Annotated in this window: 23 protein-coding genes; 6 read left to right on the top strand and 17 right to left on the bottom strand. The window is 32.4% G+C overall.

Annotated features, from left to right (window positions below):
- Together DM444_RS08665 and DM444_RS08660 are read right to left on the bottom strand one after the other, a co-directional pair.
- Positions 1 to 282, bottom strand: a complete 282-nt coding sequence (locus DM444_RS08665) for a Txe/YoeB family addiction module toxin (protein ID WP_111285668.1) — start codon at positions 280 to 282, stop codon at positions 1 to 3.
- A complete protein-coding gene (locus DM444_RS08660; protein ID WP_111285666.1) occupies positions 264 to 509 on the bottom strand; it encodes a DUF2683 family protein in 246 nt (81 codons plus the stop codon). The genes DM444_RS08665 and DM444_RS08660 overlap by 19 nt, the downstream gene beginning before the upstream one ends.
- 109 nt (positions 510 to 618) lie before the next feature.
- Between DM444_RS08660 and DM444_RS08655 the strand changes: the two genes are divergently transcribed.
- The 5 genes from DM444_RS08655 to rluF all read left to right on the top strand — a co-directional run bounded on the left by DM444_RS08655 (position 619) and on the right by rluF (position 5,002).
- Positions 619 to 1,713 (top strand): Nif3-like dinuclear metal center hexameric protein, encoded by a 1,095-nt coding sequence (locus tag DM444_RS08655; protein ID WP_111285664.1) that lies wholly within the window; start codon positions 619 to 621, stop codon positions 1,711 to 1,713.
- A gap of 3 nt (positions 1,714 to 1,716) precedes the next feature.
- The gene (locus tag DM444_RS08650; protein ID WP_109190517.1) at positions 1,717 to 2,496 is read left to right on the top strand and encodes a zinc ribbon domain-containing protein; all 780 of its coding nucleotides are present in this window, start codon (positions 1,717 to 1,719) and stop codon (positions 2,494 to 2,496) included.
- A 175-nt stretch (positions 2,497 to 2,671) separates the two neighbouring features.
- Positions 2,672 to 3,532: an alpha/beta fold hydrolase gene (locus DM444_RS08645; protein WP_111285662.1), complete on the top strand. Its 861-nt coding sequence runs from the start codon at positions 2,672 to 2,674 to the stop codon at positions 3,530 to 3,532.
- A 78-nt stretch (positions 3,533 to 3,610) separates the two neighbouring features.
- The gene (locus tag DM444_RS08640) at positions 3,611 to 3,955 is read left to right on the top strand and encodes an antibiotic biosynthesis monooxygenase family protein (RefSeq protein WP_111285660.1); all 345 of its coding nucleotides are present in this window, start codon (positions 3,611 to 3,613) and stop codon (positions 3,953 to 3,955) included.
- A 228-nt stretch (positions 3,956 to 4,183) separates the two neighbouring features.
- Entirely contained in the window at positions 4,184 to 5,002 is an 819-nt protein-coding gene (gene rluF, locus DM444_RS08635; protein ID WP_111285658.1) for a 23S rRNA pseudouridine(2604) synthase RluF, read from the top strand.
- Positions 5,003 to 5,056: 54 nt separating this feature from the next.
- On the opposite strand, the gene DM444_RS08630 is transcribed toward rluF, so the two are convergent.
- The 15 genes from DM444_RS08630 to DM444_RS08560 form a co-directional block, all read right to left on the bottom strand.
- The gene (locus DM444_RS08630; protein WP_111285656.1) at positions 5,057 to 5,803 is read right to left on the bottom strand and encodes a LytR/AlgR family response regulator transcription factor; all 747 of its coding nucleotides are present in this window, start codon (positions 5,801 to 5,803) and stop codon (positions 5,057 to 5,059) included.
- Entirely contained in the window at positions 5,796 to 7,448 is a 1,653-nt protein-coding gene (locus DM444_RS08625; protein WP_239455627.1) for an ATP-binding protein, read from the bottom strand. The genes DM444_RS08630 and DM444_RS08625 overlap by 8 nt, the downstream gene beginning before the upstream one ends.
- 167 nt (positions 7,449 to 7,615) lie before the next feature.
- Positions 7,616 to 8,095 carry a hypothetical protein gene (locus DM444_RS08620; protein ID WP_111285652.1) on the bottom strand — a complete coding sequence of 160 codons (480 nt, stop codon included), beginning with the start codon at positions 8,093 to 8,095 and terminating at the stop codon, positions 7,616 to 7,618.
- Positions 8,096 to 8,349: 254 nt separating this feature from the next.
- On the bottom strand, positions 8,350 to 9,738 hold the full coding sequence (locus DM444_RS08615) for a DUF4153 domain-containing protein (protein ID WP_111285650.1): 1,389 nt from the start codon (positions 9,736 to 9,738) through the stop codon (positions 8,350 to 8,352).
- Between the two features lie 60 nt (positions 9,739 to 9,798).
- Positions 9,799 to 10,089, bottom strand: coding sequence for a winged helix-turn-helix domain-containing protein (locus tag DM444_RS08610; RefSeq protein WP_111285648.1), 291 nt, complete (start codon positions 10,087 to 10,089; stop codon positions 9,799 to 9,801).
- Positions 10,090 to 10,093: 4 nt separating this feature from the next.
- A complete protein-coding gene (locus DM444_RS08605; RefSeq protein ID WP_111285646.1) occupies positions 10,094 to 10,708 on the bottom strand; it encodes a hypothetical protein in 615 nt (204 codons plus the stop codon).
- A gap of 364 nt (positions 10,709 to 11,072) precedes the next feature.
- Entirely contained in the window at positions 11,073 to 11,999 is a 927-nt protein-coding gene (locus tag DM444_RS08600) for a magnesium transporter CorA family protein (protein ID WP_111285644.1), read from the bottom strand.
- A 401-nt stretch (positions 12,000 to 12,400) separates the two neighbouring features.
- Positions 12,401 to 13,288 carry a bifunctional 5,10-methylenetetrahydrofolate dehydrogenase/5,10-methenyltetrahydrofolate cyclohydrolase gene (locus DM444_RS08595; protein ID WP_111285642.1) on the bottom strand — a complete coding sequence of 296 codons (888 nt, stop codon included), beginning with the start codon at positions 13,286 to 13,288 and terminating at the stop codon, positions 12,401 to 12,403.
- A gap of 126 nt (positions 13,289 to 13,414) precedes the next feature.
- Positions 13,415 to 14,779, bottom strand: a complete 1,365-nt coding sequence (gene ffh, locus DM444_RS08590) for a signal recognition particle protein (protein WP_111285640.1) — start codon at positions 14,777 to 14,779, stop codon at positions 13,415 to 13,417.
- 272 nt (positions 14,780 to 15,051) lie between these two features.
- Positions 15,052 to 16,734 carry an MBOAT family O-acyltransferase gene (locus tag DM444_RS08585; protein WP_111285638.1) on the bottom strand — a complete coding sequence of 561 codons (1,683 nt, stop codon included), beginning with the start codon at positions 16,732 to 16,734 and terminating at the stop codon, positions 15,052 to 15,054.
- Between the two features lies 1 nt (position 16,735).
- Entirely contained in the window at positions 16,736 to 18,064 is a 1,329-nt protein-coding gene (locus DM444_RS08580) for a GDSL-type esterase/lipase family protein (protein ID WP_239455625.1), read from the bottom strand.
- Between the two features lie 89 nt (positions 18,065 to 18,153).
- The gene (locus tag DM444_RS08575) at positions 18,154 to 19,632 is read right to left on the bottom strand and encodes an SGNH/GDSL hydrolase family protein (protein WP_111285633.1); all 1,479 of its coding nucleotides are present in this window, start codon (positions 19,630 to 19,632) and stop codon (positions 18,154 to 18,156) included.
- A gap of 225 nt (positions 19,633 to 19,857) precedes the next feature.
- On the bottom strand, positions 19,858 to 21,429 hold the full coding sequence (locus DM444_RS08570; RefSeq protein ID WP_111285631.1) for a hypothetical protein: 1,572 nt from the start codon (positions 21,427 to 21,429) through the stop codon (positions 19,858 to 19,860).
- 152 nt (positions 21,430 to 21,581) lie between these two features.
- A complete protein-coding gene (locus DM444_RS08565; RefSeq protein WP_111285629.1) occupies positions 21,582 to 22,994 on the bottom strand; it encodes an HmuY family protein in 1,413 nt (470 codons plus the stop codon).
- Positions 22,995 to 23,006: 12 nt separating this feature from the next.
- Positions 23,007 to 25,157, bottom strand: coding sequence for a TonB-dependent receptor plug domain-containing protein (locus tag DM444_RS08560; RefSeq protein WP_111285627.1), 2,151 nt, complete (start codon positions 25,155 to 25,157; stop codon positions 23,007 to 23,009).
- A 106-nt stretch (positions 25,158 to 25,263) separates the two neighbouring features.
- On the opposite strand from DM444_RS08560, the gene DM444_RS08555 reads away from it, so the two are divergent.
- Positions 25,264 to 26,166: a DUF6607 family protein gene (locus DM444_RS08555; protein WP_111285625.1), complete on the top strand. Its 903-nt coding sequence runs from the start codon at positions 25,264 to 25,266 to the stop codon at positions 26,164 to 26,166.
- Positions 26,167 to 26,180 lie beyond the last annotated feature (14 nt).

Raw genomic sequence — 26,180 nt, 5'->3', positions numbered from 1 at the left:
TTATTTATCTGAGTAATGACCCATTGCAGAAACTATGATAACGGTGACAATCTCTTCTTCTACCCGATAAATCATTCTATCTTTTTGATTAATTCTTCTAGACCAATATCCTTTAAGACTATACTTCAACTCCTCTGGTTGTTCTTCTCCAAAAAAAGGGGTCTCAGTTAGTTCTAGAAGTATTTTTTCAATCTTTTTTATGGTAGCTTTATTTCCTGATTTATAGTGATTTTTCAAATCTTTACGAGCAATATCGTCAAATTCTACAAAATACTTCCCCATATATCATCTGGATTTAATCTTGTCGTTTTTCCTTGTTTAATATTCTCTTCTGCTTTTTTAACTTTTTCAATAAATTCTGCACTATAAATACTTGGCTCCTCATTAACCTGTCCATAACTATCCGTTTCTACAATTTCAATACCATCAAGACCTTTAAAAAAAGCTTCGAACATTTCCATAAATGCTTTTCCCGTCTTCGTGTGTTCGTTAATTTTTATAGTTGTCATAACTTATAAATTTTATATTACAAATGTACTAAATTTGTACTTTTAGTATCAACTATTATTACCATTAGTATAAATAGTTGTTACAACAAAAATTTGGAAAAAACTAAAAATGAAAATTAAAAATATTATATCGGTTCTGGAGGAAATGTCACCTTTGGCTTATGCCGAAGATTTTGACAATGTCGGACTTTTAGTCGGAGATTCTGAAACCGAATCTACTGGAGTTTTAGTCTGTCATGATGCCTTAGAAACTGTTATTGACGAAGCTGTCTCTAAAAACTGCAATCTAGTCGTTTGCTTTCACCCGATATTATTTTCTGGAATCAAAAAAATTACGGGCAAAAATTATGTGGAACGCGCCATTTTAAAAGCAATTAAAAATGATATTGCCATTTATGCCGTTCATACTGCACTTGACAATCATTCGCAAGGTGTGAATAAAATTTTCTGTGATGCTTTAGGATTGACAAATACTAAAGTTTTGATTCCGAAACAAAATTTCATTCAAAAATTAGTCACTTTTACAGTTCCTGACAATGCAGATAAAGTTCGAAATGCCTTATTTGAAGCAGGCGCAGGAAAAATTGGCAACTACGATAATTGCAGTTTTAATACTCAAGGCTTTTTTACTTTTCAAGGAAACGAAGACAGCAATCCCGTAATTGGAGAAAAAGGAAAACTGCACACAGGTGAAGAAATCAAAATCGAAGTAGTTTTTGAAAAACACTTGCAATCTCGTATTTTAAAGGCACTTTTTGCAAATCATATTTACGAAGAAGTAGCTTATGAAATTTACAACTTAGAAAATTCGCATCAAAATATTGGTTTGGGAATGATTGGTGAATTTGCAAATGAAATAGATGAAAAAGAATTTCTTCACTTCGTAAGAGAAAAAATGATTGCCTACGGAATTCGTCATTCTGCTTTTTTAGGCAAAAAAATAAAAAAAGTAGCCGTTTTGGGCGGTTCAGGAAGTTTTGCGATAAAAAATGCAATTCAGGCTGGAGCCGATGCTTTTTTGACTGCCGATTTGAAATATCATCAGTTTTATGAAGCCGAAAACAAGTTACTTTTGGCAGATATTGGTCATTTTGAGAGTGAACGATATACAAAAAACTATATTGTTGATTATCTTCGAAAAAAAATTCTTAATTTTGCGATCATTTTATCGGAAGAAAATACAAATCCAGTTAAGTACTTATAGAATATGACGAATACGAAAGAATTAAGTGTTGAGGACAAGTTAAGAGCAATATATGATTTACAGCTTATTGACTCTAGAATTGACGAAATCAGAAACGTTAGAGGAGAACTTCCTTTAGAGGTTGAAGATTTAGAAGATGAAGTTGCAGGTTTAAGCACTCGTTCAGAAAAACTGAAAGGTGAACTTGAAGTGATTGAGGAGCAAATCAAAGCAAAGAAAATTGCTATTGAGGAGCATAAAGAAGTGATCAAAAAGTACACAAAACAACAAGAATCAGTACGTAACAACAGAGAATTTAATTCTTTGACAAAAGAAGTTGAATTTCAAGAATTAGAAATTCAATTGGCTGAAAAGCAAATCAAAGAAATGAAAGCTTCTATCGAGCACAAAAAAGAAGTTATTTCTAATTTAAAAGAAAAACTTGATGCTAAAAGCTCTCATTTAAAACATAAAAAATCTGAATTAGACGCTATTATGGCTGAAACTCAGAAAGAAGAAACTTTCTTAACTGAAAAGTCTGCTGAATTTTCTGCGCAAATCGAAGACAGATTATTAGCTGCTTATAACAGAATCAGAAGCAGTGTTCGTAACGGATTAGCTGTAGTTTCTATTGAAAGAGGAGCTTCTGCTGGATCTTTCTTCACAATTCCACCTCAAACTCAGGTTGAAATTGCTTCAAGAAAGAAAATCATCACTGATGAGCACTCTGGAAGAATCTTAGTTGACACGCAATTAGCTGAAGAAGAAAAAGAAAAAATGGAACAATTGTTCGCAAAATTCTAAATATCAAGTCCCGATTAAATCGGGACTTTTTTTTTGCTTTTATTTTTTTCTACTCCCGATAGCTATCGGGATAAAAGGATTAACACAGATTAAATTATTCTTATACTGAATAAAATCTTTTTAATCCTTTTAATCTGTGGCAAAACATTTTTTACCTTTAGAAAAAAAATAAGTTTTGAAAATAAAAAAAGGAATTCGTTTTATCACATTAAAATCAGTTGGAACTTATATAAACTTCTTGAGTTATGTTCGTCCACAAAAAGCGATGGAACTTTCGTATGCACTTTTTAGCCAGCCACGAGTTGGCCGATTAAAAAAAGAAGAACTTCCAAAAGTTTTACGACATACAGAAACAGAAACGTTTCATCATAACGAACATCATTTTCAAACTTACATTTGGAAAGGAAATGAAACCAAAATTTTATTAGTTCACGGTTGGGAAAGCAATGCTTCTCGCTGGAAAAAAACGTTACCGCATCTTCAGAAATCGGGAAGTACAATTATAGCAATTGATGCGCCTGCTCACGGACAAAGTAGCGGAAAAGAATTTAATGTTCCGCTTTATGCCGAATTTATCAATAAAGCGGTAGAAAAATATCAACCAGAAATTATAATCGGACATTCTATTGGTGGCGCAGCTTGTGTTTATCATCAATATTTATTTCCGAATACGAGCATCAACAAAATGGTAATTTTGGGCGCTCCTTCAGATTTAAAAACTTTGATCGACAATTACATTTCGATGTTGAGTTTGAATAGAAAAATGCTTCCTCTTCTAGAAAATAAATTCATAAATCGTTTCAATTTTAAATTGGAAGATTTTTCAGGACAAAAATTTGCATCTGAATTTACTATTCCTGGATTCATTGCCCACGATACTTCTGATAAAATTGTGGCTTTCGCCGAAGGGCAAAAAATAGCCAGCAATTGGAAAAACAGTCAATTTATAGAAACCAGCGGCCTTGGTCATGGAATGCATGATGACGAATTGTATGATAAAGTGATTGAGTTTCTTTTTGCCGAAGGTTCAAAGTAGCAAAGGCTCAGAGGTACAAAGTTTTTCCAAAAATCTAAATTCTGTCCCGAAGCTTCGGGGCTAAAATCTAAAATTAAAATGATCGCTGTAATTTTTGAAGTCATTCCGAACGAAGGAAAAAAAGAAGAATATTTAGATATCGCTGCAAATCTAAAACCCGAATTAAGTCATATTGATGGTTTTATTTCGATAGAAAGATTTCAAAGTTTAGCTGATCCTGGAAAAATTTTGTCTTTATCTTTTTGGAGAGATGAGGATAGTATTCAGCAATGGCGAAATCTAGAAATGCATCGTCATGCGCAAGCAAAAGGCAGAAACGAAGTTTTCAAAGACTATCATTTAAGAATTGCAAATGTAGTTCGTGACTACGGAATGTTTGATCGAAAAGAAACTCCTGAAGATAGTTCTGTTTTTCATTCTTAAGGTTCAAAGGTGCAGAGGTGTTAGAGGGACAAAGGTTTTACACAAACTTGTCATCCTGAGAAACGAAGGATCACACTCGTTACTCGAGAAAGATTGGCGATTTTGATTGCGGAGTTTCTTATGTGATCCTTCGTTCCTCAGGATAACAAAACAGTATGAAATTCAAAACAATCTAAAGTCTAAAATCTAAAATTCTAAGAAGTCTAAACTTTTAGCTACTTTTGCAGTATGGAAGAAAATTTAAAACGTCTTAATAAATTTATTGGAGAAACGGGATATTGTTCTCGTCGTGAAGCCGATAAATTAATTGAAGAAGGACGCGTAACTATAAATGGTGCGGTGGCGGAAATGGGAACTAAAGTTTCGCCAGATGATGAAGTGCGCATAGATGGTAAATTGATCGTTGAGAAAAACGAAAAGATGATTTATCTTGCATTCAATAAACCTGTCGGAATTGAATGTACAACCAACTTAGAAGTTAAAAACAACATCGTAGATTATATTAATTATCCAAAACGTATTTTCCCAATTGGAAGATTGGATAAAGCCAGTGAAGGATTGATTTTTATGACCAACGACGGTGATATTGTAAACAAGATTCTCCGTGCGAGAAACAACCACGAAAAAGAATATACCGTTACGGTAAATAAACCAATTACAGATCGTTTTATTCAGAGAATGGGAAATGGTGTTCCGATTTTGGATACGGTTACAAAAAAGTGTAAAGTAGAACAAATCAGCAAATATACTTTTAAAATCATTTTAACGCAGGGATTAAACCGTCAAATTAGAAGAATGTCTGAATACTTGGGTTACGAAGTTACAGCGCTTAAACGTATCCGAATCATCAATATTTCGTTAGATGTTCCTGTTGGCCGTTATAGAGAATTAACTGATGCTGAAATAAAAGAACTAAATCAGTTAATTGAGCCTTCTAGTAAAACTGAAGAAGCAAGTCTTCCAAAAGTTGAAGCTCCAGCTCCAAGCCGAAGAAAGACATTTATTTCAAAACATGATCCTCGATTTAGAAAAAGAGGAGATAATTAAAAAAAGGGCGCTAAATATTTTTAGCGCCCTTTTTACTTTCTATAAAAGCTTATTTTATTTCAACACAGTAAATTTACCAATCACGTCTTTATATTTCTCGCTAAGCGTTACATGGTGATTCCCTTTTAAAACAATTAAATTATCGCTCAAAACTATTTCTAAAATTTTATTAGAATTTACAATAAAATTACGGTGTGTTCTAACAAATTGCATCGGATCTAAAAGTTCTATAATCTTGGTCAGCGAAATAAGAATTACAAATTTTTCAGTTTCGGTAATGATATTGCAATAACGATCTTCTACTTCGATATATAAAATATCTTCTATACAAACCTTTTTTAATGCTTTCTTCTTTTTGATAAAAAGCGAATCGTTACTTACTACAGTATTTTGATCTTCGCTATGAAAAACATTTAACTGTTGGTAGAATTTTTCGACAGCCATTTCCATTGCATATAGAATTTCAAGTTCATTAAAAGGCTTCATTAAAAAACTGAAAGGCTTTGTAAGTTTAGCTCTTTCAAAAATCTGACGATCTTTTGAATTGGTTAAAAACACAAAAGGTTTTACACTGTTTGGAACAATGTTTATGGTTTCTGCAAAAGTAATCCCATCAGGTTTTCCGTCTAGAAAAACATCAATAACTACTATATCCACTACATTATTATAAAACAGTGCAAGTGCTTCATTGTACGTCGATGCAATTCCGACAATATTATAATTATTATCTGTAAGCACCTTTACAAGCGCATCACTTTCTGAAACGGTATCTTCAATAATCAGTACGTTTATATTATCCATGATTTTTAAACTTTTGTAATGCAATGATAATTTTCGTTCCCACGTTTTCTTTGCTTTCTATCTCCAAGCTTCCTCCGTTCTTGTAAATCATACTTTTACACAACTGCAATCCAAGACCGGTTCCTATTATGTCATCATTTTCTTTTTTAGAAAGAAGCATAGTATCTTTCAGTAAATCACTTATCGTGTTTTCGCTCATTCCTACTCCAGTATCTTCAATTACCAAATAGCAATATTCTTCTGTAGAAGTTCTGGTATAAATACTTATCAAGCCATTCTCTTTTGAGAATTTAATTGCATTATCTAGAAAATTTCTAATAATGATTTTAAGCGAATCTGTATCTGCGAATACATATTCTGATTTTGCTACTTCATTTTTAAAACCGATATTCTTACTTAACATCAACGGTTTATAATTGTATTCTACATGCTGAACTATCGAAGCCAAGTGCAGAGATTCCTTAAAAAAGTAAGATTGTTTGGTTTGCAATAAAGCCCAATTCAACAAATTATCCAGTAAATTATAAGTACTGTTTGCTATAGTGCTGTTAGTGTGCAGCAAAGTATCCAGTTCTGTGAAATTTTTACTTTTAAGATTTTCTATCAGCTTCCCATTACTGGTTTTTAAAGCATTTACAGACGATCTTAGGTCATGACTTACGATAGAAAACAACTTATCTTTTGTTGCATTTAACTCATCCAGTTCGTTTTTCTGTTTTAAAATGATTCTATTCTTTTTAATTTTTTGTCTGTAAAAATAAATCCCCGTTCCAAATAAAATCAGCAGTAAAATTGAAGAAGCTAGAAATCCATTTCGCTCTGCTGCTTTGATTTTATTCTCGGCTTCAAGAATATCTACTTCTTTTTGTTTTTGCTTGATTGCGAACTTTTTTTCAAGATCTGCAATTGCCCAAACTTTATTTTGATCGTTTAATGAATCTTTCCATTTTTCATATTCTTTTCTGTAGTTCAATGCCAGCGGAAAATTTTTTCTATTTTCCTCCACTACAGCCATATTTAAAGTTGCATTTTGCTTTAATTCTAATGATTTTGCTTTCTGCGAAAGCTGATATGCTTTTTCAAAATAAGGAATTGCCTGATTATCTTTATATTGCTGATAATACAATGTTGCAATGTCCATATAAGAACCAATTAAAAGCAATGTGTCTTTCTCTATTTCTTGTCGTTTTGCACTTTTAAACAAATATTCTTCAGCTTTCTCATAATTTTCAAGATGCAAATAACATAAACCTATATTATGCAGAACGGTGCTGAATTTTATATCATAAAGCTGTTTGTTGGTTAACTTTTCAGTTTCATGGAAATACTGTAAAGCGAGTTTAAAATTATTTTTGCTTAAAGCGATTTCGCCCAACTTCATTTTAACTTTGTACGAAAACGGAAAACCGCTTGATATTTGATTTAATTCTTTTTTAGATTCATCTAGTAGTTTTTTTTCTTTGAAGCTTATTGCTCTAAAATAATGGCAGTAATCTAAGATTTCTTTATTTCGGGATTCGTTTATTTCTTTCATCGAATAAACCAAAGTAGAATCCCAATTATTTTGAAGAAAGAAGTTCTGCGCTTTATAGAAATTAGTATTTTCTTTAAATTTTTGAGCCTTTACTTTAATTGCCGTGCTCATCAAATTCTCTTTTTGAAGGTGCGTTTGAGAAAAAACAAATAAGGAAAATAACAATAGCGAAGTAGTCAATACTCTATTTATCATTACACTTTTTTACATTGCATTATACTGATAAAAATTCATAAGTGCTGTAAAATCGAATTACAGCACTTTTTTTGATTAAGTAATTAACCTGACTGTACATTGGTTACTGTTCCTCTAGAAGCAACAGGATCGACATCCCAAAGAAAAGTCTGTATTTGTTCAATATTTGAAAGTCCGCCAATAAAATTATCCGCATCTGCCGTAAAAATTATTTCATAGATCACTAAGTCTTCTGATAATTCTTCGGGCATATCATATACTATAAAAAATTGCAATTGAGGGTTTCCATCAAGATCAACAAAAGTGTTTTGAAATATACTATAATCTAGCACTTCATTTATAACCTTTGTATGATCAACATAGACCACCGCATTTACAGAAAGAACATTTTTTTTTGCATCATAATAAGCTTCCACGTAAGGCGATAGAATCTCTACTGATTTCTTTTTTTTAAATCCGACACGACCAATAGCAGAGGCTTCTTCTGGAGGCGTTATATCTATTCCGGGGGGATCAATAAGCTGGATCTGCCTTTTGGGGGACTTTAAAGTAGTTTTTTCCATGATTTTATTTGTTTAAGGACATTAATAAAATTGTTTTTGGATAAAAATTGCTCTCAACCGATTGAAATCAATAAAAAAGCAATCATTTTTTTACAAATCAAATATATAAATATTTTCTTAATAACTGATTAATTCATTTCGACAAATAACCTAAAAACCAGACAAATAACATATATATTGGAATTATTCAAAAAAAAGCACAAAAAAATCTCATCATTTCTGATGAGATTTTAAAATATAAAGCTACTCTTAGTTTATTCTTTTTTGTCTATAAATTCATAGTACAAAGCTTTAGACAAAAAGTTTGCGTTTTGATAATTAGAAATCAATTCTTCTCTAACCGCTTCTGAATATTTCCCATCTAGATTATTTTTTTCAAAGTATTCACGACGTGCATCATCATTAAAGTTTAATCCGCTTAAGAAAACGGGTTCTACTCCTTTATTAACTGAAATATTGTAGTTCGTTATAAGATTTCCCCAGTTCACATAACTGCACAAAAGTATTGTCGCATAGAAATACCAAATCATCTGATTGAAAAGGAAAGCGTTAGTTTTCTGTTTGCTTATTTTTTGAAATGAAATAACTAATCCGATAATGGCTAAAATTAGGAAAGCATATACTCCTAGCCTTTTATAAGTCAAACCATAAAAAGAAACATATTCTGAATTTTTGATAATGGCACTTATAATCAAAACTACATTTAAAACTAACCAGACTTTTGCTAGTTTTTTTAGAGAAGAAGCTTCTTCATCAAAATTGAAACCTCCTTTAAAGTAAAACATAATTACTCCAACAGCCATTAAGATGGAAAAAATAACGGCATTTACGCGTTCATGCGTATCTGAACTTAGATTTGCTTTTTCTACAACCTCAAAAAACTGTTCGTAATTATAAGTTCCAATAAAAACCAAAAGCATAATATTTAAAAGAAACAGCGTGATTACGCCACTTTTTCTTTCGAAGTCCAAATCTAAAAATGAAAAAGTACTTTGATTTTTTACTTCAGAAACATTCGTAAAATCGTTACTCAATTTCGGATTGTATTCGTAACAAACATCTGGAACCCAATAATTCCAAAAGCTAAATGAAATATAAAATCCTAAAATGCTCATTGCAATTAGTTGTGGCAGATTGATATCCAATTCATAATCTGTAAATAATGAAGAAAAATGATCACTTCCGAAAGAATAAACGATAAAAAACAATCCAAGAAAAACAACTGGAATAAGAACAAAAGCTACCATTTTTTTAGCAAAATCATTGTGGATTTTTCGTTCTGGAAGCCATTGTTTAAAAATAAATACTCTCCCTAAAGAAGTTATTCCGTTTAAGAATATTAAAGGAAAAACTTGTATGGTTTTGAGTTCTCCTTCTTGTGTTTTGAATTGTAAAATTAGAATTGACAATGCCAAGGCAAAAAACGACGCCGCATCTCCATACCATGCAAAAGCGAAACAAGACAAAATAGAAGTCACTACTAGAACTAAATGTGATCGGTCTACAAACTTCTCCTGAAAGAAATAACTAATTAATAGCGTAAGCAAAACGCCAAAAATAGAAATATTGATTCCAACAGATTCGTTGTAAAAAAGCAGTATAAAAACCGCAGTACAGGCTAAAATAATTTGATGTTTTTTCATGATTGACAGATTTAAAAGTACTTTGTAATTCAAAGTTTTTAGGTAAAAAAATAGAGTTATTTATGATTTCATTAATTTTTCAAGGTACAATAAGTGTTCTTTAAAAGCTGCACGCCCCAAATCAGTTACTTGATAAGAGGTTTTTGGCTTTTTGCCTACGAATTCTTTTTTTACTTCAATATATCCAGCTTTTTCAAGCGCAGAGGAATGACTCGCTAAATTACCATCGGTGATATTCAAAAGCGTTTTCATCTCGGTAAAATCTACCCAGTCGTTAACCATCAGAATAGACATAATACCTAATCTGACACGGCTTTCAAAATCTTTATTTAGTTTATCAATAATTCCCATTGGGTTATTTGTATTTTTTGAACATCACTAATCCGTATGCGATATGTAGAATTCCGAATCCTAAAATCCAGAAAATCAAACCATATCCTATATAAAAAAGCGAAATACATCCTAAAATCAGTTCCGAAAAACCAAGATATTTTACATCAGAAAATGTATATTTTTCAGCATTTATAACAGCTAGTCCGTAAAAAATTAATGTTGACGGTGCCACTAAACCAAAGTGTCCATGATACATTAATGCCAGACAAAATATTCCGCCAGCTACAAGCGGTACCGCCAGATTGAACAGCATTTTTTTTGTTGCCGAAGTCCAAATTGGCAAATTGTATTTTCGGCTTTTTCTAACTGTAAAGAAAGTACCGAATAACAATGCAAAAACCATAATTGTAATTCCGATCCAGAATAATTCTGAAACCAGATTGGTAGAATATAATCTATGCTCATCTTTTAAATAATCCATTCCATTTGCTTTGAACAACTGGTAAACATAGATTCCGCCAATTAAAGCCGAAAGTCCAGCGAAGACTCCCGAAAGTCCGCTTAATGATATAAATCTTGAAGAGCGCTCCATCATGGAACGAATATGTGCTAAATCTTCTTGGTGCTTTTGATTCATAATTAAAGTACTTTGCGTTACAAAGTTATTATTTATTTTGAATTGGCAAATAAAAAAATCATTTTATTTTTAATATACCGCCCCTCTGGGGCTTAAATGGGTGTACTTACATGTTTCTACAAATATTTCATCCCTCTGGAATTCTGCAAACTTTTTAAAAACGAAACTTTCTTATGAAAATGATTGCGTGAGGGATAGAAGCTAGCTACCAAAGTAGCGCGGATAGCCCGACCGTACCGATATAAGAAGGCGTATATGCGCAAAGTATGTTTGCCTTCTTATATCGGTACGGTCACGCCCAAATTATAAAATGAAAAAGCCCATTCTTAACGAACAGGCTTTTCTTTTATTATGAGATTTTAAATTAGAACCATCTTCTGCGTTTGAATAAAAATACGCCGAAAGAGGATAGAATAATTGAAATTAAAAGTAGAATCCAGATTCCATATTTACTTTCTTCCAGGCCGTTTGGCACGTTCATTCCGTACAAACTGGCAATTAGTGTCGGGATCATTAAAATGATGGAAATAGAAGTCATCTGCTTCATAATATTGTTCATATTATTTGAGATTACAGATGCGTATGCGTCCATCATTCCGGTTAAGATGTTGTTGTAAATGTTTGCCGTATCTTGCGCCTGATTTAACTCGATTTCAACATCTTCCAGTAATTCTGGATCGTAATTGGCTTTGTGTGCTTTTAAGTTTTTGATTCTTTGAAATAAAACATCATTTGCTTTTAAAGAAGTGATGAAGAATACAAAACATTTTTCGATTTGAAGTAACGCCTGCAATTCTTCGTTTTTGATTGATTTCTCTAAATTATCTTCTGCCAGTTTTATTTTGTGATTGATTTGTTTTAGATATTTCAAATACCAAACGCTTGATGATAAAAGTAATCTTAGCACTAGGTTGAAATTATCTTCTATTTCGATGCTTTTGCGCTGTGAATAGGCAACAAAATCCTTTATAATTTCTGTTTTATAAAAACTGATGGTAACACATATATCATCTTTAAAAATGATTCCGAGCGGAACGGTATGAAAAGGAATTTTGACATCGCCGCTTTTTATGGGAATACGCATGATAATCAGCGTCCAGCCATCTTCGATTTCGATACGAGGTCTTTCGTCGATATCTTCAATATCATTATAAAAGGCTTCGGGAAGCTGAAGTTCTTCTAATAAGTAATTTTTATCTGATTCTGTTGGAGATTCGATATGAATCCAGCAATTTGAAGTCCATTTTTGGATTTCTACCAATCCGTTGTTGTTTGTGTAAAAGGCTTTCATTTCAAAATACAGGTTTTTAACGCAGCATTTTGAAATTTCAAAAGCTGCTTAATTTAATACTAACGAATAATAATAATCGTCCATTTGGAGAAGTGTGTTTTTTTAAGTGGTGCAAAAGTATCCTTTATTTTTAAGAACCGAAACTTTAAACTATTAATTATATATTAAAATGGAACTTTGAGAAGATTTTAAACACAGAGAGACATAGATATTCTAATTGTAGAAAAGGCGTTTCACTTTTTTTAAATAAACATAGTAGGAGTTCGAGTAAACTATGTGAAAGAAATTTGTTTCTCTTTTTGTATTCTTTTTTAAGAATTAAATTCTATGTTTCTATGTGTTAAAAAAATAAAAAAGCCTGCTCAATCGAACAGGCTTTATAAATATATTTTGACGCAATTTTATTTATTTCTTGCGCTTCTCATTTTTCTTGCTAAAAGTGTATTTTTAAGCAACATCGCAATTGTCATTGGTCCTACTCCACCTGGAACTGGTGTAATGAAAGATGCTTTTTTGCTTACTGCGTCAAAATCAACGTCACCTTTGATAACGTATCCTTTTGCGTTTGATGCATCTTCTACGCGTGTAATTCCAACATCAATAACAGTTACTCCTTCTTTTACCATATCGGCTTTTAAGAATTCTGGAACCCCTAAAGCTGTGATGATGATATCTGCATTTTTAGTGAATTCTGCTAAGTCTTTCGTACGGCTGTGCGTTAATGTAACTGTAGAATCACCTGGATTTCCTTTTCGGCTCATTAAAATACTCATTGGACGCCCAACGATGTGGCTTCTTCCAATAACTACTGTATGTTTTCCTGCAGTTTCTACTTTGTAACGTTCTAATAATTCCATAATTCCAAATGGCGTTGCTGGAATAAAACTTTCCATTTCAAGAGCCATTCTACCAAAGTTCGTTGGGTGGAATCCATCAACGTCTTTATCAGGATCGATAGCTAATAAGATTTTCTGCTCGTCGATATGTTTTGGTAAAGGCAACTGAACAATGTATCCATCAAGATTATCATCTTCGTTTAACTCTTTAATTTTAGCAAGCAATTCGTCTTCGGTAATCGTATCCGGCAGACTTACTAAAGTTGAATCGAAACCAATTTCTTGGCATGATTTTACTTTACTTCCTACGTAAGTTAAACTTGCTCCGTTATTTCCAACTAAAACAGCTGCTAAATGAGGCACTTTTCCTCCAGCTGCTTTTATTGATTGAACTTCGGCTGCAATTTCGTTTTTAATGTCGTTAGATGTTTTTTTACCGTCTAGTAGCTGCATTGTTTTGTTTCAAGTTTAAAGTTTCATGTTTCACGTTGTCTGTGAAACTTAATATTTATTGAATTAAAAAAGTTTCAAGTTTTGGTCTCTTAACTTGAAACCTTAAACTTGAAACTTTTTTTTATTTTATCTCGGCATTCCTCCTGGCATACCACCCGGCATCCCTTTCATACCTCCCATCATTTTCATCAGATTTTTTCCGCCTGGGCCTTGCATCATCTTCATCATCTTGCTCATTTGGTCAAACTGTTTCATCAGCTGATTTACTTGCTCGACTTTAGTTCCCGAACCTTTAGCGATTCTGGCTTTTCTTTTTACGTCGATAATGGCTGGTTTGCTTCTTTCTCCCGGTGTCATCGAATAAATAATCGCTTCGATATGTTTGAAGGCGTCGTCTTCGATTTCTACATCTTTCATGGCTTTTGAAGCACCTGGTATCATTCCAACCAAGTCTTTCATATTACCCATTTTCTTTACTTGTTGAATCTGCGTTAAGAAGTCGTCAAAACCGAATTCGTTTTTAGCAATTTTCTTTTGAAGTTTTCTTGCTTCTTCTTCGTCAAATTGCTCTTGAGCTCTTTCAACAAGAGACACAACGTCTCCCATTCCTAAGATACGCTCAGCCATACGTTCTGGATAGAAAACATCAATTGCTTCCATTTTTTCTCCAGTACCAACAAATTTAATTGGCTTGTTTACAATCGATTTGATTGAAAGCGCCGCTCCACCACGAGTATCACCATCTAATTTCGTTAAGATAACTCCATCAAAGTTTAAGATATCGTTGAAAGCTTTTGCTGTGTTTACAGCGTCTTGTCCTGTCATAGAGTCTACAACGAACAATGTTTCTTGTGGCTGAATTGCTTTGTGTACACGTGCAATTTCGTCCATCATTTCCTGATCTACTGCCAAACGTCCTGCCGTATCGACGATAACAACATTGAATCCGTTTGCTTTTGCATGTTTAATTGCATTTTGAGCAATTTCAACAGGATTTTTATTTTCTGGTTCTGAGTAAACCTCAACACCTATTTGATCTCCAACAACATGCAACTGATTAATCGCCGCTGGACGGTAGATATCACACGCTACAAGAAGTGGTTTCTTGTTTTTCTTTGTTTTTAAGAAGTTAGCTAATTTTCCAGAGAAAGTCGTTTTACCAGAACCTTGAAGTCCTGACATCAAAATAACTGTTGGATTTCCTGAAAGGTTCACACCAGCAACATCTCCACCCATTAATTCGGTAAGTTCGTCTTTTACTAACTTAACCAATAATTGTCCTGGCTGCAATGTTGTTAATACATCTTGACCAATTGCTTTATCTTTTACTCTGGCAGTAAAATCTTTCGCAATTTTAAAGTTAACATCGGCATCAAGTAAGGCACGACGAACTTCTTTTAAGGTATCGGCAACGTTTACTTCTGTAATTTTACCGTGTCCTTTTAATATATGGAACGCTTTATCTAACTTATCACTTAAATTATCAAACATATCATTTTCTTTATTTGAAGTGCAAAGATAATCTAATTAGATATTTCAGGCAATTTTTATTTAAGTGCAATTGCGTTTGAATTTTACCGCAAAGGACACAAAGATTTACGCAAAGTTCCCTAAGTTTTTTTGCTCGCAAAGTCGCAAGGTCGCAAAGTTTTCTTTCACGCAGATTTAAAAAAGATTTAATCATTTTAATCTGTGGCAAAAGAAAAAGGCGCAAGAAGAAAAACCTCTGCACCTTTGTTACTTTGTCTCTTTGAACCTTTATTTTAGAATTGAAAGTAAATGAATGGTTGTGAACCTGCAACAGCTGTTGCATAAACAATCCAGTAAACAAATCCTAAGATTATTGCTTTTACCAATATCGGAGTTTTGTCGAAAACCGATTTCATCCCGTTGGTGAAAGTTTCTGGTAAGAAATGCCAAACGTAACCGAATAACATTAATCCGAAAACATTTTTGTAACCTAATACAATCGTTTTCCAAAGTTCTGGTTCGAATGTTAATTGTCCAATATTATTGATTACCTGTAAAGCTGTTTCGAAATCTCTTGCGCGGAAAAAGATCCAACAGAAAACCACAAAATGGAATGTGATTAAGATTGAGAAAAATCTCCACAAGAAATTTGGACTCTTATCTTTTTTAGAAGGAAAGAATTCCATGAATATTTTATGAACTGCCAAAGCTAATCCGTGAAGTGCTCCCCAAACTATAAATTGTGCTCCTGCTCCGTGCCACAAACCTCCTAAAAGCATTGTCGTAAACAAGTTAAAATTGGTTACTAAAGTCTGTTTTCTTTTGCTTGAAAGTAAAAATGATAAACAGAAAACTAGAATACTGGCTAACGCCACAATCAAAGGAATTATACTTGTCGTATAATTTGCCATTCCCCAAAGCAATAATCCAAAAAAGAATAAACTTGGGAATAAATATCCAGCGAAAGAACCTTCACGATTTCCTCCAATCGAAATGTATAAAAAGTCTTTTAACCAAGTCGAAAGTGAAATATGCCATCTTCTCCAGAAATCGGTAATCGAAGTTGATTTATAAGGCGTTCTAAAGTTGGTTGGCAATTTAAATCCAAGCAACAATGCAATACCAATTGCCATATCTGAATATCCAGAGAAATCGCAATAAATCTGAATTGCATATCCGTAAGAAGCCATCAAGTTTTCAAAAGAAGTATAGCTCAATGGTGTATCAAAAACACGGTCTACAAAGTTTACCGAAATGTAATTTGAGATTACTGTTTTCTTGATTAAACCTCCAATAATCAAAAACAAAGCATTGTTTACATCTTGTCTTGTTAGATTTAATTTTTGATAAATCTGAGGCAAAAAATCTTTCGCGCGAACAATTGGTCCAGCGACTAACTGCGGGAAAAACGAAACGAAGAATAAATATTCTATGTAGTTTTTTGTTGGTTTAATTTCTTCTCTGTAAATCTCAATAATATAACTCATCGACTGGAAAGTATAGAAAGAAATTCCAACAGGAAGAAAAACATTATGAAGTGCAAAATTACCCTGAAACATATCATTGTAAGTTACAATCAAAAAGTTCATATATTTGAAATAGCCCAAAAGTGCCAAATTCAAAATAACACTAATCACCAAGTATAATTTCTTAACTCCGTCTCTGCTTTCTCTATAAATAATCTGGCTCAAGCCATAATCTACAACAGACGAAAGCAATAAAAGCAGAAAGTAAATTCCGCTAGATTTATAATAAAAGAATAATGAGAAGAGAATAACATACGTTAATCTCAAATAAAATGTTTTGCGTAAAAAACCATACACAAAATAGAAAACCAGAAATAAACCTAAGAATAAACCGGTGTTGAATAAAAGTTTTTCGTCGGGATTGTAAACAAACCAACTCTTAACTTGTTCTATTGTAATTGCACCAAAGTTTTGAATGAACCAATTATTAATGCTATCTATTGTTGTCAACTTATTTCTTTAATTTAAAATTATCGTATGTTCTTAAAAACGCCTGAGTAAACAAATTCCCTTGTTTCTCGTATCCTTTTTTTGAATAATGAACCCAATCTGGCCCAATTAATCCTTGTACTTTTAATTGTTTAATGCCACTCATTCCGCCAAACTCATCGTACAAATCCCAAACTGCAAAACCATCTTTTTGAGCTGTCTCAATAATTTCTCTTGCATAATCGTTGATATAATTATTCGGTTTTCTTCTTAGCAGCGATGGCGGCGGCGTCATCACAATTATTGGAGCATTTATATTCTGTGCTTTAATATTGCTGATAAACTCTCTTAATTCTTTGATATAATTTCCAGCATCTAAGTGATCGTAACTTTCATTTGTCCCTAACGAAAAAATAAGCAAATCTGGATGCAACGATTTTAATTGTTCAAAGAATAACGGATATTTATTGTAATCTGAATATTTGGCTCCATTTACTCCAATTCCGCTATAAATAATTCCAGAAGCATCTTTTTCTAAAACAATTCCGTTTAATTCATAATCCTTAGCTTCTTTATTCGGAATCAAGAAAATTCGGCTTAGAGCATTTTCTGAATTATAATAATGTGAATAAGAATCTGATTCTATTGCCAACGGAACAAACTCTGACATAGAAATGGTCTTTTGTTTTGTTTCCTTTGTAGCAATTTTTAACGTTCTTCCCGCACGAATATTATTTGACTTTAAATGATTGTCTCTTTTAATATCTGCAATCGAAACGTCGTATTTGTCTGCAATAGTTCCAAGTACCTCGCCTTTTTTGATTTTATGTGTAATAACTTTTGGCTCTGTCGTCTGAATGGAATTAATTTTAGACGAAATTGCCAAATCGAACATATTTTGGTTCTGAGGCGTAATAATTTTTATGGTATTGAATTTATAGGCGGGATCTTTTACATTCATTTCCATTACAAATCCACCAGTATCTCTCCAAAGTCCAATTCCGCATAATCCAATTGGGTTATTCTTTACTGGATAAATATTTCGATAACTTTCCCAAGTTCTGTTCGATCTAAATCGTTCATTGTAAGATCCGTTTGTTTTGGCCAATTGATAAGGAAATACTAGACCTCTTCCTCCATTTCCAAATTTCTGCTGCAGATTTTTTCTGATTTCATTAGTCATCAAATCGCCTTGAATATGCGAATCGCCAATATGCACAATATTTATTTTTTGATTTTTATTACTTTCATTTTCCTCTAATTTCTTAAAGAAATCTTCTAATACTTTCGCATTATAAATCTGACCATCAGAAGGAACATCAATTTTTGCGGTATCCACTTTTTGAATCATACTTTTAGGTATTGGATGTAGGTCTGTTTTCGGAGTTTTTTCATTTGTTGCAAAAAAAAGACAACAAAAGAAAACAATGAGTTTATTTATCATAAGCTGTCTGTTGTTACTGAAACGGAATCAGGTTTGGCTCTTCTTACTGGTTTTGGTTTAGTTCCTTCAGCATCTCTTTTTTCTCGGAGTTTTTTATACTCTTCGTATCCTTTGTTTAATTGTCCATACAGCAAATTACCAATTGCTTTTGCTCCACGTTGGTTAAAATGCGTATAATCTTTATTGGCTTTCGCCGGAGTTTCATCAACCCATTTAATCATTGAACCGTCACCTCCCATTAAAGTGTATAAGTTTACAAATCCTGCTTGTGTTTCAAGTGCATAGTGTTTTTGCGCTTTCATTAAAGGAACTACGGCAGAATCGGTTTTCATTTCCATATCATATTTTGTCGATTTATCTGCTGTAGAAACAATCAAAATTGAAACTCCTGGAAAAGATTCTTTTATTTTGTTAACGGTTTTGGTCATTCCTTTTTCATACCAAGAATAATTTTTGGTTCCGTAATTTAAAACGTTTGTTCCGTAATGAAGGATAATTAAATCGTATTTCAAACTATTATTAAAAGCTCTCATTACGTCAGCATTAAACATTGAAATCGGAAGTCCTGAATTTCCTCTTTGCGAAAAGTTATCTACGTGAACTCCCGCGCCATTATCAAAATTAAATCCGTAAATCGGAATAGAATCTGCTTGTACAAAATTTGCTTTGAAAGCTTTCAAGCTTCCAGATGAAACTTTTAATGTATTCACTAAATTATTTGGCGAAAGACTTTTCTTGATGGTATCTTTTCCAATAATAAAATTCACTTTTCCAGTTTTAGCTGAATACCCATAAAATAAGCTTGCATTATCTAAAGAAGTAGAAAATTTGTTAAGACCTGCTTCGTATTGAACCCAAGTCGAATTGGATTTATCATTTGCAAAAAACACATGACCATTCACACCAAAAGGGCTTGTTGGTCTTTTTACATTTAAGTAGGATTGTGTTTTCCAGTTTTTAGAATAAGTTGATTTGACAGAACCTCTTGAAGCTGCAGATTCTGAAGTAATAGAAACAAAACCTACTCCATTTCCTCCAAAACGTTCCTGATAATTGGTACGAACATCCTGAACGATTAAATCACCATCTGTCATCGAATCTCCATAATAAGCGATTCTAACTTTGTTCTGTGGATTTTTTTCTAGCTGATACAATTTCTCATAAAAAGAAATCAGATATTGATATCCTTTATAATCTTCAAATGTTTCTGCAGGAAATTCGATTCCTTCAGTTTCATCAAAAACAATTTTCTGCTGATTCAGCTTTCTTTCGCTCTCAGCAATACTATCATCATCCAACGAAAGAGAATCTTGGGCAACAGACTCTAAAAGCAAACTGTCAATTAATATGTTTTTAGAATCTAATTTACTGTCCGAAAATATTTTATCTGGAAGGATTTGTTTGAATCCAATAAAAGCAACCAATGCCAAAGCAACGATCGAAAAAGACTGAAAAAAATAAGATTTTGTATTCACTTAATAATTATAAAAATATGAAGAACTGCATTCAAAAATTAAACCAATTAAATAATTGTTAACTTATTGCAGAAAAATTTTGTGCAAAGATAGAATAACATTTTGTTTCTAATTCAATTTAACAAGAAAGTAGAACAAAAAAAAGAGGTTAGATAAATCTAACCTCTAAATCAAAAAAAAAATAAAAAAAACAAAGCTAGTGATTAACTAAATTTTTGATTCCGTTTAATTGAATATAACTTTTCCAGATTTTAATTCTTTATTGTCAGAAAGTATCTTATAAAAATAAAGCCCTTTTTGATAGTTTGCTGGAATTTTCCAATTTACTACCTGGTTTGGTGTTACTTTTCCTTTATAAACTGATTTTTCGTTTCCTAATTTTTCTGAGTACAATACGATTTCAAGCTCTTTATCTGCAGAAAAATTTGTTGCAAAATTTATAGATTCAGATGTTGGGTTTGGATAAACTGTTAGATCTTCAGCATTTATTCCTTTTGAAGTAATTTTATTTGCCTTTGTAGAAGGAAGAGTTAGTACATTGCTTAAGGAAGGTCTATTTCTAGATTTTACAGTTCTGGTAACAGTCATACCCTGATAAACATTTATAGGCAGATTTGCATTATATACCCAAGAAGGAAGCACCAAATGTTGACCAACCTCTCCAGGAAATTCAAACGTTCCTATTTCTGCACTTGTATACTGCCAAGAATATTCATACACTCCATCTCCTCCAGCCGGTAAACTACCTGTTATAGTAGATCCGTTTATAGTAATTATATTATTTACTGTCTCTGGAAGAGGTTGAATTATTAATTCATTACTTGAAACAACTCTATTTCTAGATTTCACAAATCTAGTAACAACTACACCTTCATAAACATTAATTGGTAAATTCGGATTGTAAATCCATGATGGAAGTTTTAAATTTTTTCCTTCCTCTCCAGTAAACTCAAATGTTCCAATTTCTTCACTCGTATACTTCCAAGAGTATTCATATGTTCCATTTCCTCCCGTAGGAGTGCTTCCTTGTATTTCTGACCCTAATAAACTAATTGTGTTATTTTGGATTGATACTGACAAGACACTATTTACCTGTATATCAACCACATTACTTATACTTCCATTACTAGCATGTCTACGATATTGTGTATAATTAGCCACAAAGTTATCTTTAAAGCTTAGACCATTATTAATTTCGGGTCTATAATCCTTATTTGTAGCTCCGGCAATAATTTTAAAACCCTGCCCATCATAGTTGTACCTATACCATTGATAGGTTACATTGCTTCCCATATCACTTCCTATTAGTGGCTGTATAGTATTATCTTCATAGATATATTGAGGATTGGTATTTGTTATTACATTTGAATTTGTTGGATTTGTTGGATTTGTTGGATTTGTAGTGGATGATCCCTTATAATTAACAGTAATTTTTATCATCTTACTTTCTTCTTGAAAACAACTTCCATTTGTTGAAAACTTATAAACGATCTGGGTATCCGTGGTCACCGTCTTTTTAAACTTAAACTTCAGAGTCGTTGTTTGACCTGGAGTTAATGAGTGTCCATTTGTTGCTTCATAAGAAATATAACCATCCGGATTACCACATAAAAAAAAAGTATTAAGAACAACTGGGATACCACTGCTTCCAAAACAGCTAACAACTATATCTGATGTACCTTCAACACCTGAGTTAAGATTTAGAGTAGTATTTAAAGAACTATATGATACTGAATTCTGAGCAATTCCAAAAATTCCAAAAAAAAGAAAAGTCAACAATAGTAATTTTGCTTTCATAATAATTTATTTATTAGATTTTTTTTTCAAAAAAGTTCAAGAGAAAAACTATATTACATTTAAACATTAGTTTCTTCTACAAAAAATAATTTTAGTTAAATGACAAAAAAAACCTCGAATAAATAAATTATTCGAGGTTGCTAAAAATTATTTTATTTCAAAATAGCATACTGGAATGATGGATGTCCTCTTTCTAAATCTGCTTTTGCTCCACCTGTAAATTTCATTTTATATACATTTCCTGCTGGATCTTTTACAACAAAGAATCTATCAGTTTTTAAAACAAACTGAGTTACAATAGTACCATTTACACTCGCAGAAGTAGCTCTCCAATTTGAACCAATATTTCTTTGATCGGCAGTAAAATTAGCAGTTTCAACATTAGCCAATGTAAAGTTCTCATATGTAGTTGTCTCAGTTATCAAAACCTGATAAGCTTGCGCTCCTCCTTTTACATTATTTACTACATAATCTGGGTAGAAATATGGTACTGTAGATCCTGCATAAGGAATTACATTAGTAAAGGTTGTAAAATTAAGATCCCATTGTGCTTTCTGTGGTTCAACACTAACCGTTTTATTATCAAGTAAGCTAAAGAAAGTAAAGTTATAAGCAGAATTTTTAGAAACAACAACTTCTTGGTGTGTTGTAGCATCAATATTAGCATATTGAATTTTATAGTCATTTCCACTTTTTAAAACTCTAATTTTTTTCCATCCTCTTGTTTCTCCTGCGACTGCACCTTCTTTTCCTAAGACTGGAGCTACATCTGCTGGCTTGTTTCCTAAATAAACCAAATAAACCTTATTTTCAGAATCAGTTGCAGATACTTCAGCAATTGCTGTTTTTGTAATATCACCTGCTGAATCATCAACCTGAGAAGAAAATCCAGTCCCTTGAGAAATAATCATCGTCTCATCAGCTACTTGAACCTCATCAATATTACTTGTTTCAAGTTTTTTTGCAGCCATTTTAACTGAGCTGTTTAACACTACTCTAAAATCTGAACCAGAATAAAATCCTAGATCCCAAGAATTACGTAAAACAGAAGTCATTTTTCCACTACTCAAATCAATATAAATTTGGTTTGGTTCCATTGGCCCACCAACTTCTGGAGACAAAGACGTTCCTAAAGAAGCTGTTTCGTTAAAATTTACTTGAATTGATTTGTTTTCAGAAATTACAGCATTAATAGTTGCGCTGCTAATAGTGAAAACGACATTTTTTACTTCGCCTTCTATAGCCTCTTTTAATTTCTTAAAAGTAAATGTTACCGAAGACACATTTTTTTCGAAAGGAACTATTACTTTACCTGCAGCGATTGCTGGTGTTGTACTGTAGTCTGTACCATTTACAACTGCAGTTTCAGTGTAAGACAGAGTTAAAGACCCTGCAGATGCTGTTGGAGAAGCAAATTTAATTTCGATTGGAGTTGTTTCAGCAGATAAATTTACTGAAGTTGCTGCAAAAGCAACTACATTAGCCTGCGCTACTTCATCATCACTATTACAAGCTCCAAGAGCAAGCAGTACAAAAGATAATATTAAAATAAAGTTTTTTTTCATAGTATTGATTTATTAATTAAAATTTAGATTATATGTTAGTTTGAGAAAATAAGAGCGTCCGTAAGCAAGCATTAATTCTGAACTTCCAGAACCATGAACTCCTCCACTTGAACCGCCGTTACCCTGAATAATTTGAACAGAAGTAATATTGAATAAATTGCGGGCTCCAACTGTAACTTCTAATTTATTATTGAAGAATGTTTTACGGGCAGAAGCATCCATCCAACTATAAGGTTTAATTTCATTCAAATAAAATTTCGCTTTGCCATTTTCGTCTGTCCCAGCAGCAAATTGCTGTTGCTGTCCGTTATATTTATAATAAAGAGCTAACAAAGTATTCCATTTTGGAATATTATAAGAAACACTAGAGTTCAACTGTAAGGAATATAAAAATTTATCATCAGAACTAATACCTAACTGAGCCAGATCCAGCTTTTGCGAAATACCAACAAGTGCAGCCCCAACTTTTACATTCCAGTTTTTATACGCATATTGTTCTGTGGTTGAAATATTCCACATTTTGTACTTATTGATATTTATATATTGATACTTTCCTGGAAGCTCAACTAAGACCATATCAATTCTGTCATTAACATCTAAAAAAGTTACAGCAAGATTGTTTGCTATTTGAGCTCCTGAATCAAAGCGGCAGGTTCTTTTAAAACTAGCTTCGTATGAAGTGCTATTTTCTGGAACCAAATTAGGATTACCTTGTACGTTATGATTAGAATCTACAAAATAGGTATATAGTTCGTCAAAATTTGGTGTGCGATATGACTTTCCAAGAGAAGCTCTGGCTTCTAATCCTTTTTTGAAAAGATATCTCAGTCCTAACGAACTCGCATATTGGTTTTCAAAAGCAGACTGAAACGAATATCGAAGTCCTGGGCGAATAGAGAATTTATCTGTCAAACTAATCTCTGCAACTGTAAAAATATCGTAATTTTCTAATCTCTTTCTGACATCTTTAGACTGAAGCTGATTATCTAAAAATGTTCCTGCAGCACTACTATAAAACCCATTTTCGTTCGTAATCTCATAACCAAGCTGAAAATCGACTTTTTTATTATTAAAAAAATTGCTTAACGCTCCTGTTGAATAAAAAACTTCCTTAGACTGATATGTAAATCTATTATTATTAGATTCTTGCTCAGTCTCCATTTGGTAATCAAACAATTCGGCATCTCGTTCTTGTTTTTGATGTGAAACAGAAACATTGTAATTCAATTTGGAAAAGATCTTTCCGTTTGCATTTAAATGATGGTAAAACCTATTTGTAATGTATCTTTTGTCTCTTGTAAAGTAAGTTTCCGGAAACGGATAATTATCTTGAGGAACCAATATTGGACTATAATAATCTACATTTTCTCCATAGTAATCGAATTTGTAGAAAATTTTAAAACTGTTTTTCTGGTATCCAAGCATTGCATTTCCAACCCATTGTTCTTTTGGTAACCAACTGTACCCTCTCAAACCATCAGTTGCATAATGATCTTTTCCTTTCATGTTATGATAAAAACCTTCAAAATTATTATGATTTCCCCCTACATTCACAAACCAATTATCGTTAAAATTATGACCTATTTTTGCTGATTGAATATGACGTCCTTTATCAGAAAATGAATATTCATTTCCTACTGTTTCTTCCTGAACAGTTGCACTAATATCCCATTTATGAGTCCCACCTTTTTTAGTGATAATGTTCAATATACCTGTAACAGCGTTTGCACCATGAGTTACTCCCATAGAACCTTCTATAATCTCTATACGCTCCACGTCATCAAGATTCACCTGCGTTAGATCTACATTTGTCCCCATTCCAGTATCACTTACTAATGGTATATTATCAACTAAAATTTTAAAATACTGCGAATCCAATCCAAACATTGAAACTGTCGAACGACCATCACTTCCACTATTTTGTATTGTAATGTTTAAGTATTGGTTTAAAACATCAGCAAGATTGTTTGCCGCTAGCTGTTTAATATCTTCTTTTGAAATTACTCGAACATTAAAGACTGATTTTTTTATAGATTGTGGTTCTAATTGACCCGTCACAACAACTTCTGATAATTTTTCATGCGCTATAATAGTATCTTTTTGCTGTGAAAAAGAATATGTACAATACAGTAAAGTAATAAAAAGAGTAATTTTAATTTTCATTATTTTTATTCAGTCTTAATAATCGATGCAAATATATAACTATTTTTAATTGTTCTAAATAAAATTTATATATTTGCGAAAAATTTTAAAAACAAAACAAAAAGTTATGATTTCAAAAAGCCTATTTATGTCAGCCGCTATGGCTTTAACATGCAGTCTTGGTTTTAGTCAGGACAAAAAACAACAAGACATTAAGTCAATTAAATCGATGTGTGGTTGTTATGAAGTGAAGTTTAATTTCACAGAAACTTTCTCTTACCCAAAAGATTCTCTTACTTATAAACCATCTGAAACTAAACATGAGTCTGCTTTAGAATGGGTTGAATTATTAGAAGACACACCAAACAAAATCGTTATGCAACACTTATTGATTGTAAGTGACGATATGATCATCAAACACTGGAGACAAGATTGGCTATACGAAAACACAGACTTATACTCGTTTGACAAAGGAAATTCTTGGAAATACAAAAAATTAGACAAAAAAGCAGTTAAAGGTCAGTGGACTCAAAAAGTATATCAAGTAGATGATAGCCCTAGATATGAAGGATCTTCAACATGGGTTCACGTTGATGGACAAGATTATTGGGCAAACGTTGCCGATGCTCCACTTCCAAGAAGAGAGCAAACAAAACGTAACGATTACAATGTTTTAAAAAGAAGAAATATTCACGAAATCACTTCTACTGGATGGAATCATGAACAAGACAATGATAAATTAGTTCGTGACGATGCTGGAAAAGATGTTTTACTAGCTCAAGAAAAAGGATTTGATGTTTACACTAAAGTTCCAGACGTAAAATGTATCGCCGCTCAAAAATGGTGGAAAGAAAACAACGCATTATGGAAAAATGTTCGCGACAAATGGCAAACTCTTTTTGACAGACATCAAGATTTAAACCTAGAAGCTAAAGTTGACAGAAAAGCGCTTTATTCTTTATTGTTTGATTTAAAACCAGATGCTGCAAAAGCAGAAACAGATAAAATCATTGACAAATTTGTTAAGTAATTAGAATTAGTTGT

It is taken from the genome of Flavobacterium ginsenosidimutans (genome assembly GCF_003254625.1).
Lineage (GTDB): Bacteria > Bacteroidota > Bacteroidia > Flavobacteriales > Flavobacteriaceae > Flavobacterium > Flavobacterium ginsenosidimutans.
This window is presented reverse-complemented; position numbering and strand designations above follow the sequence as displayed.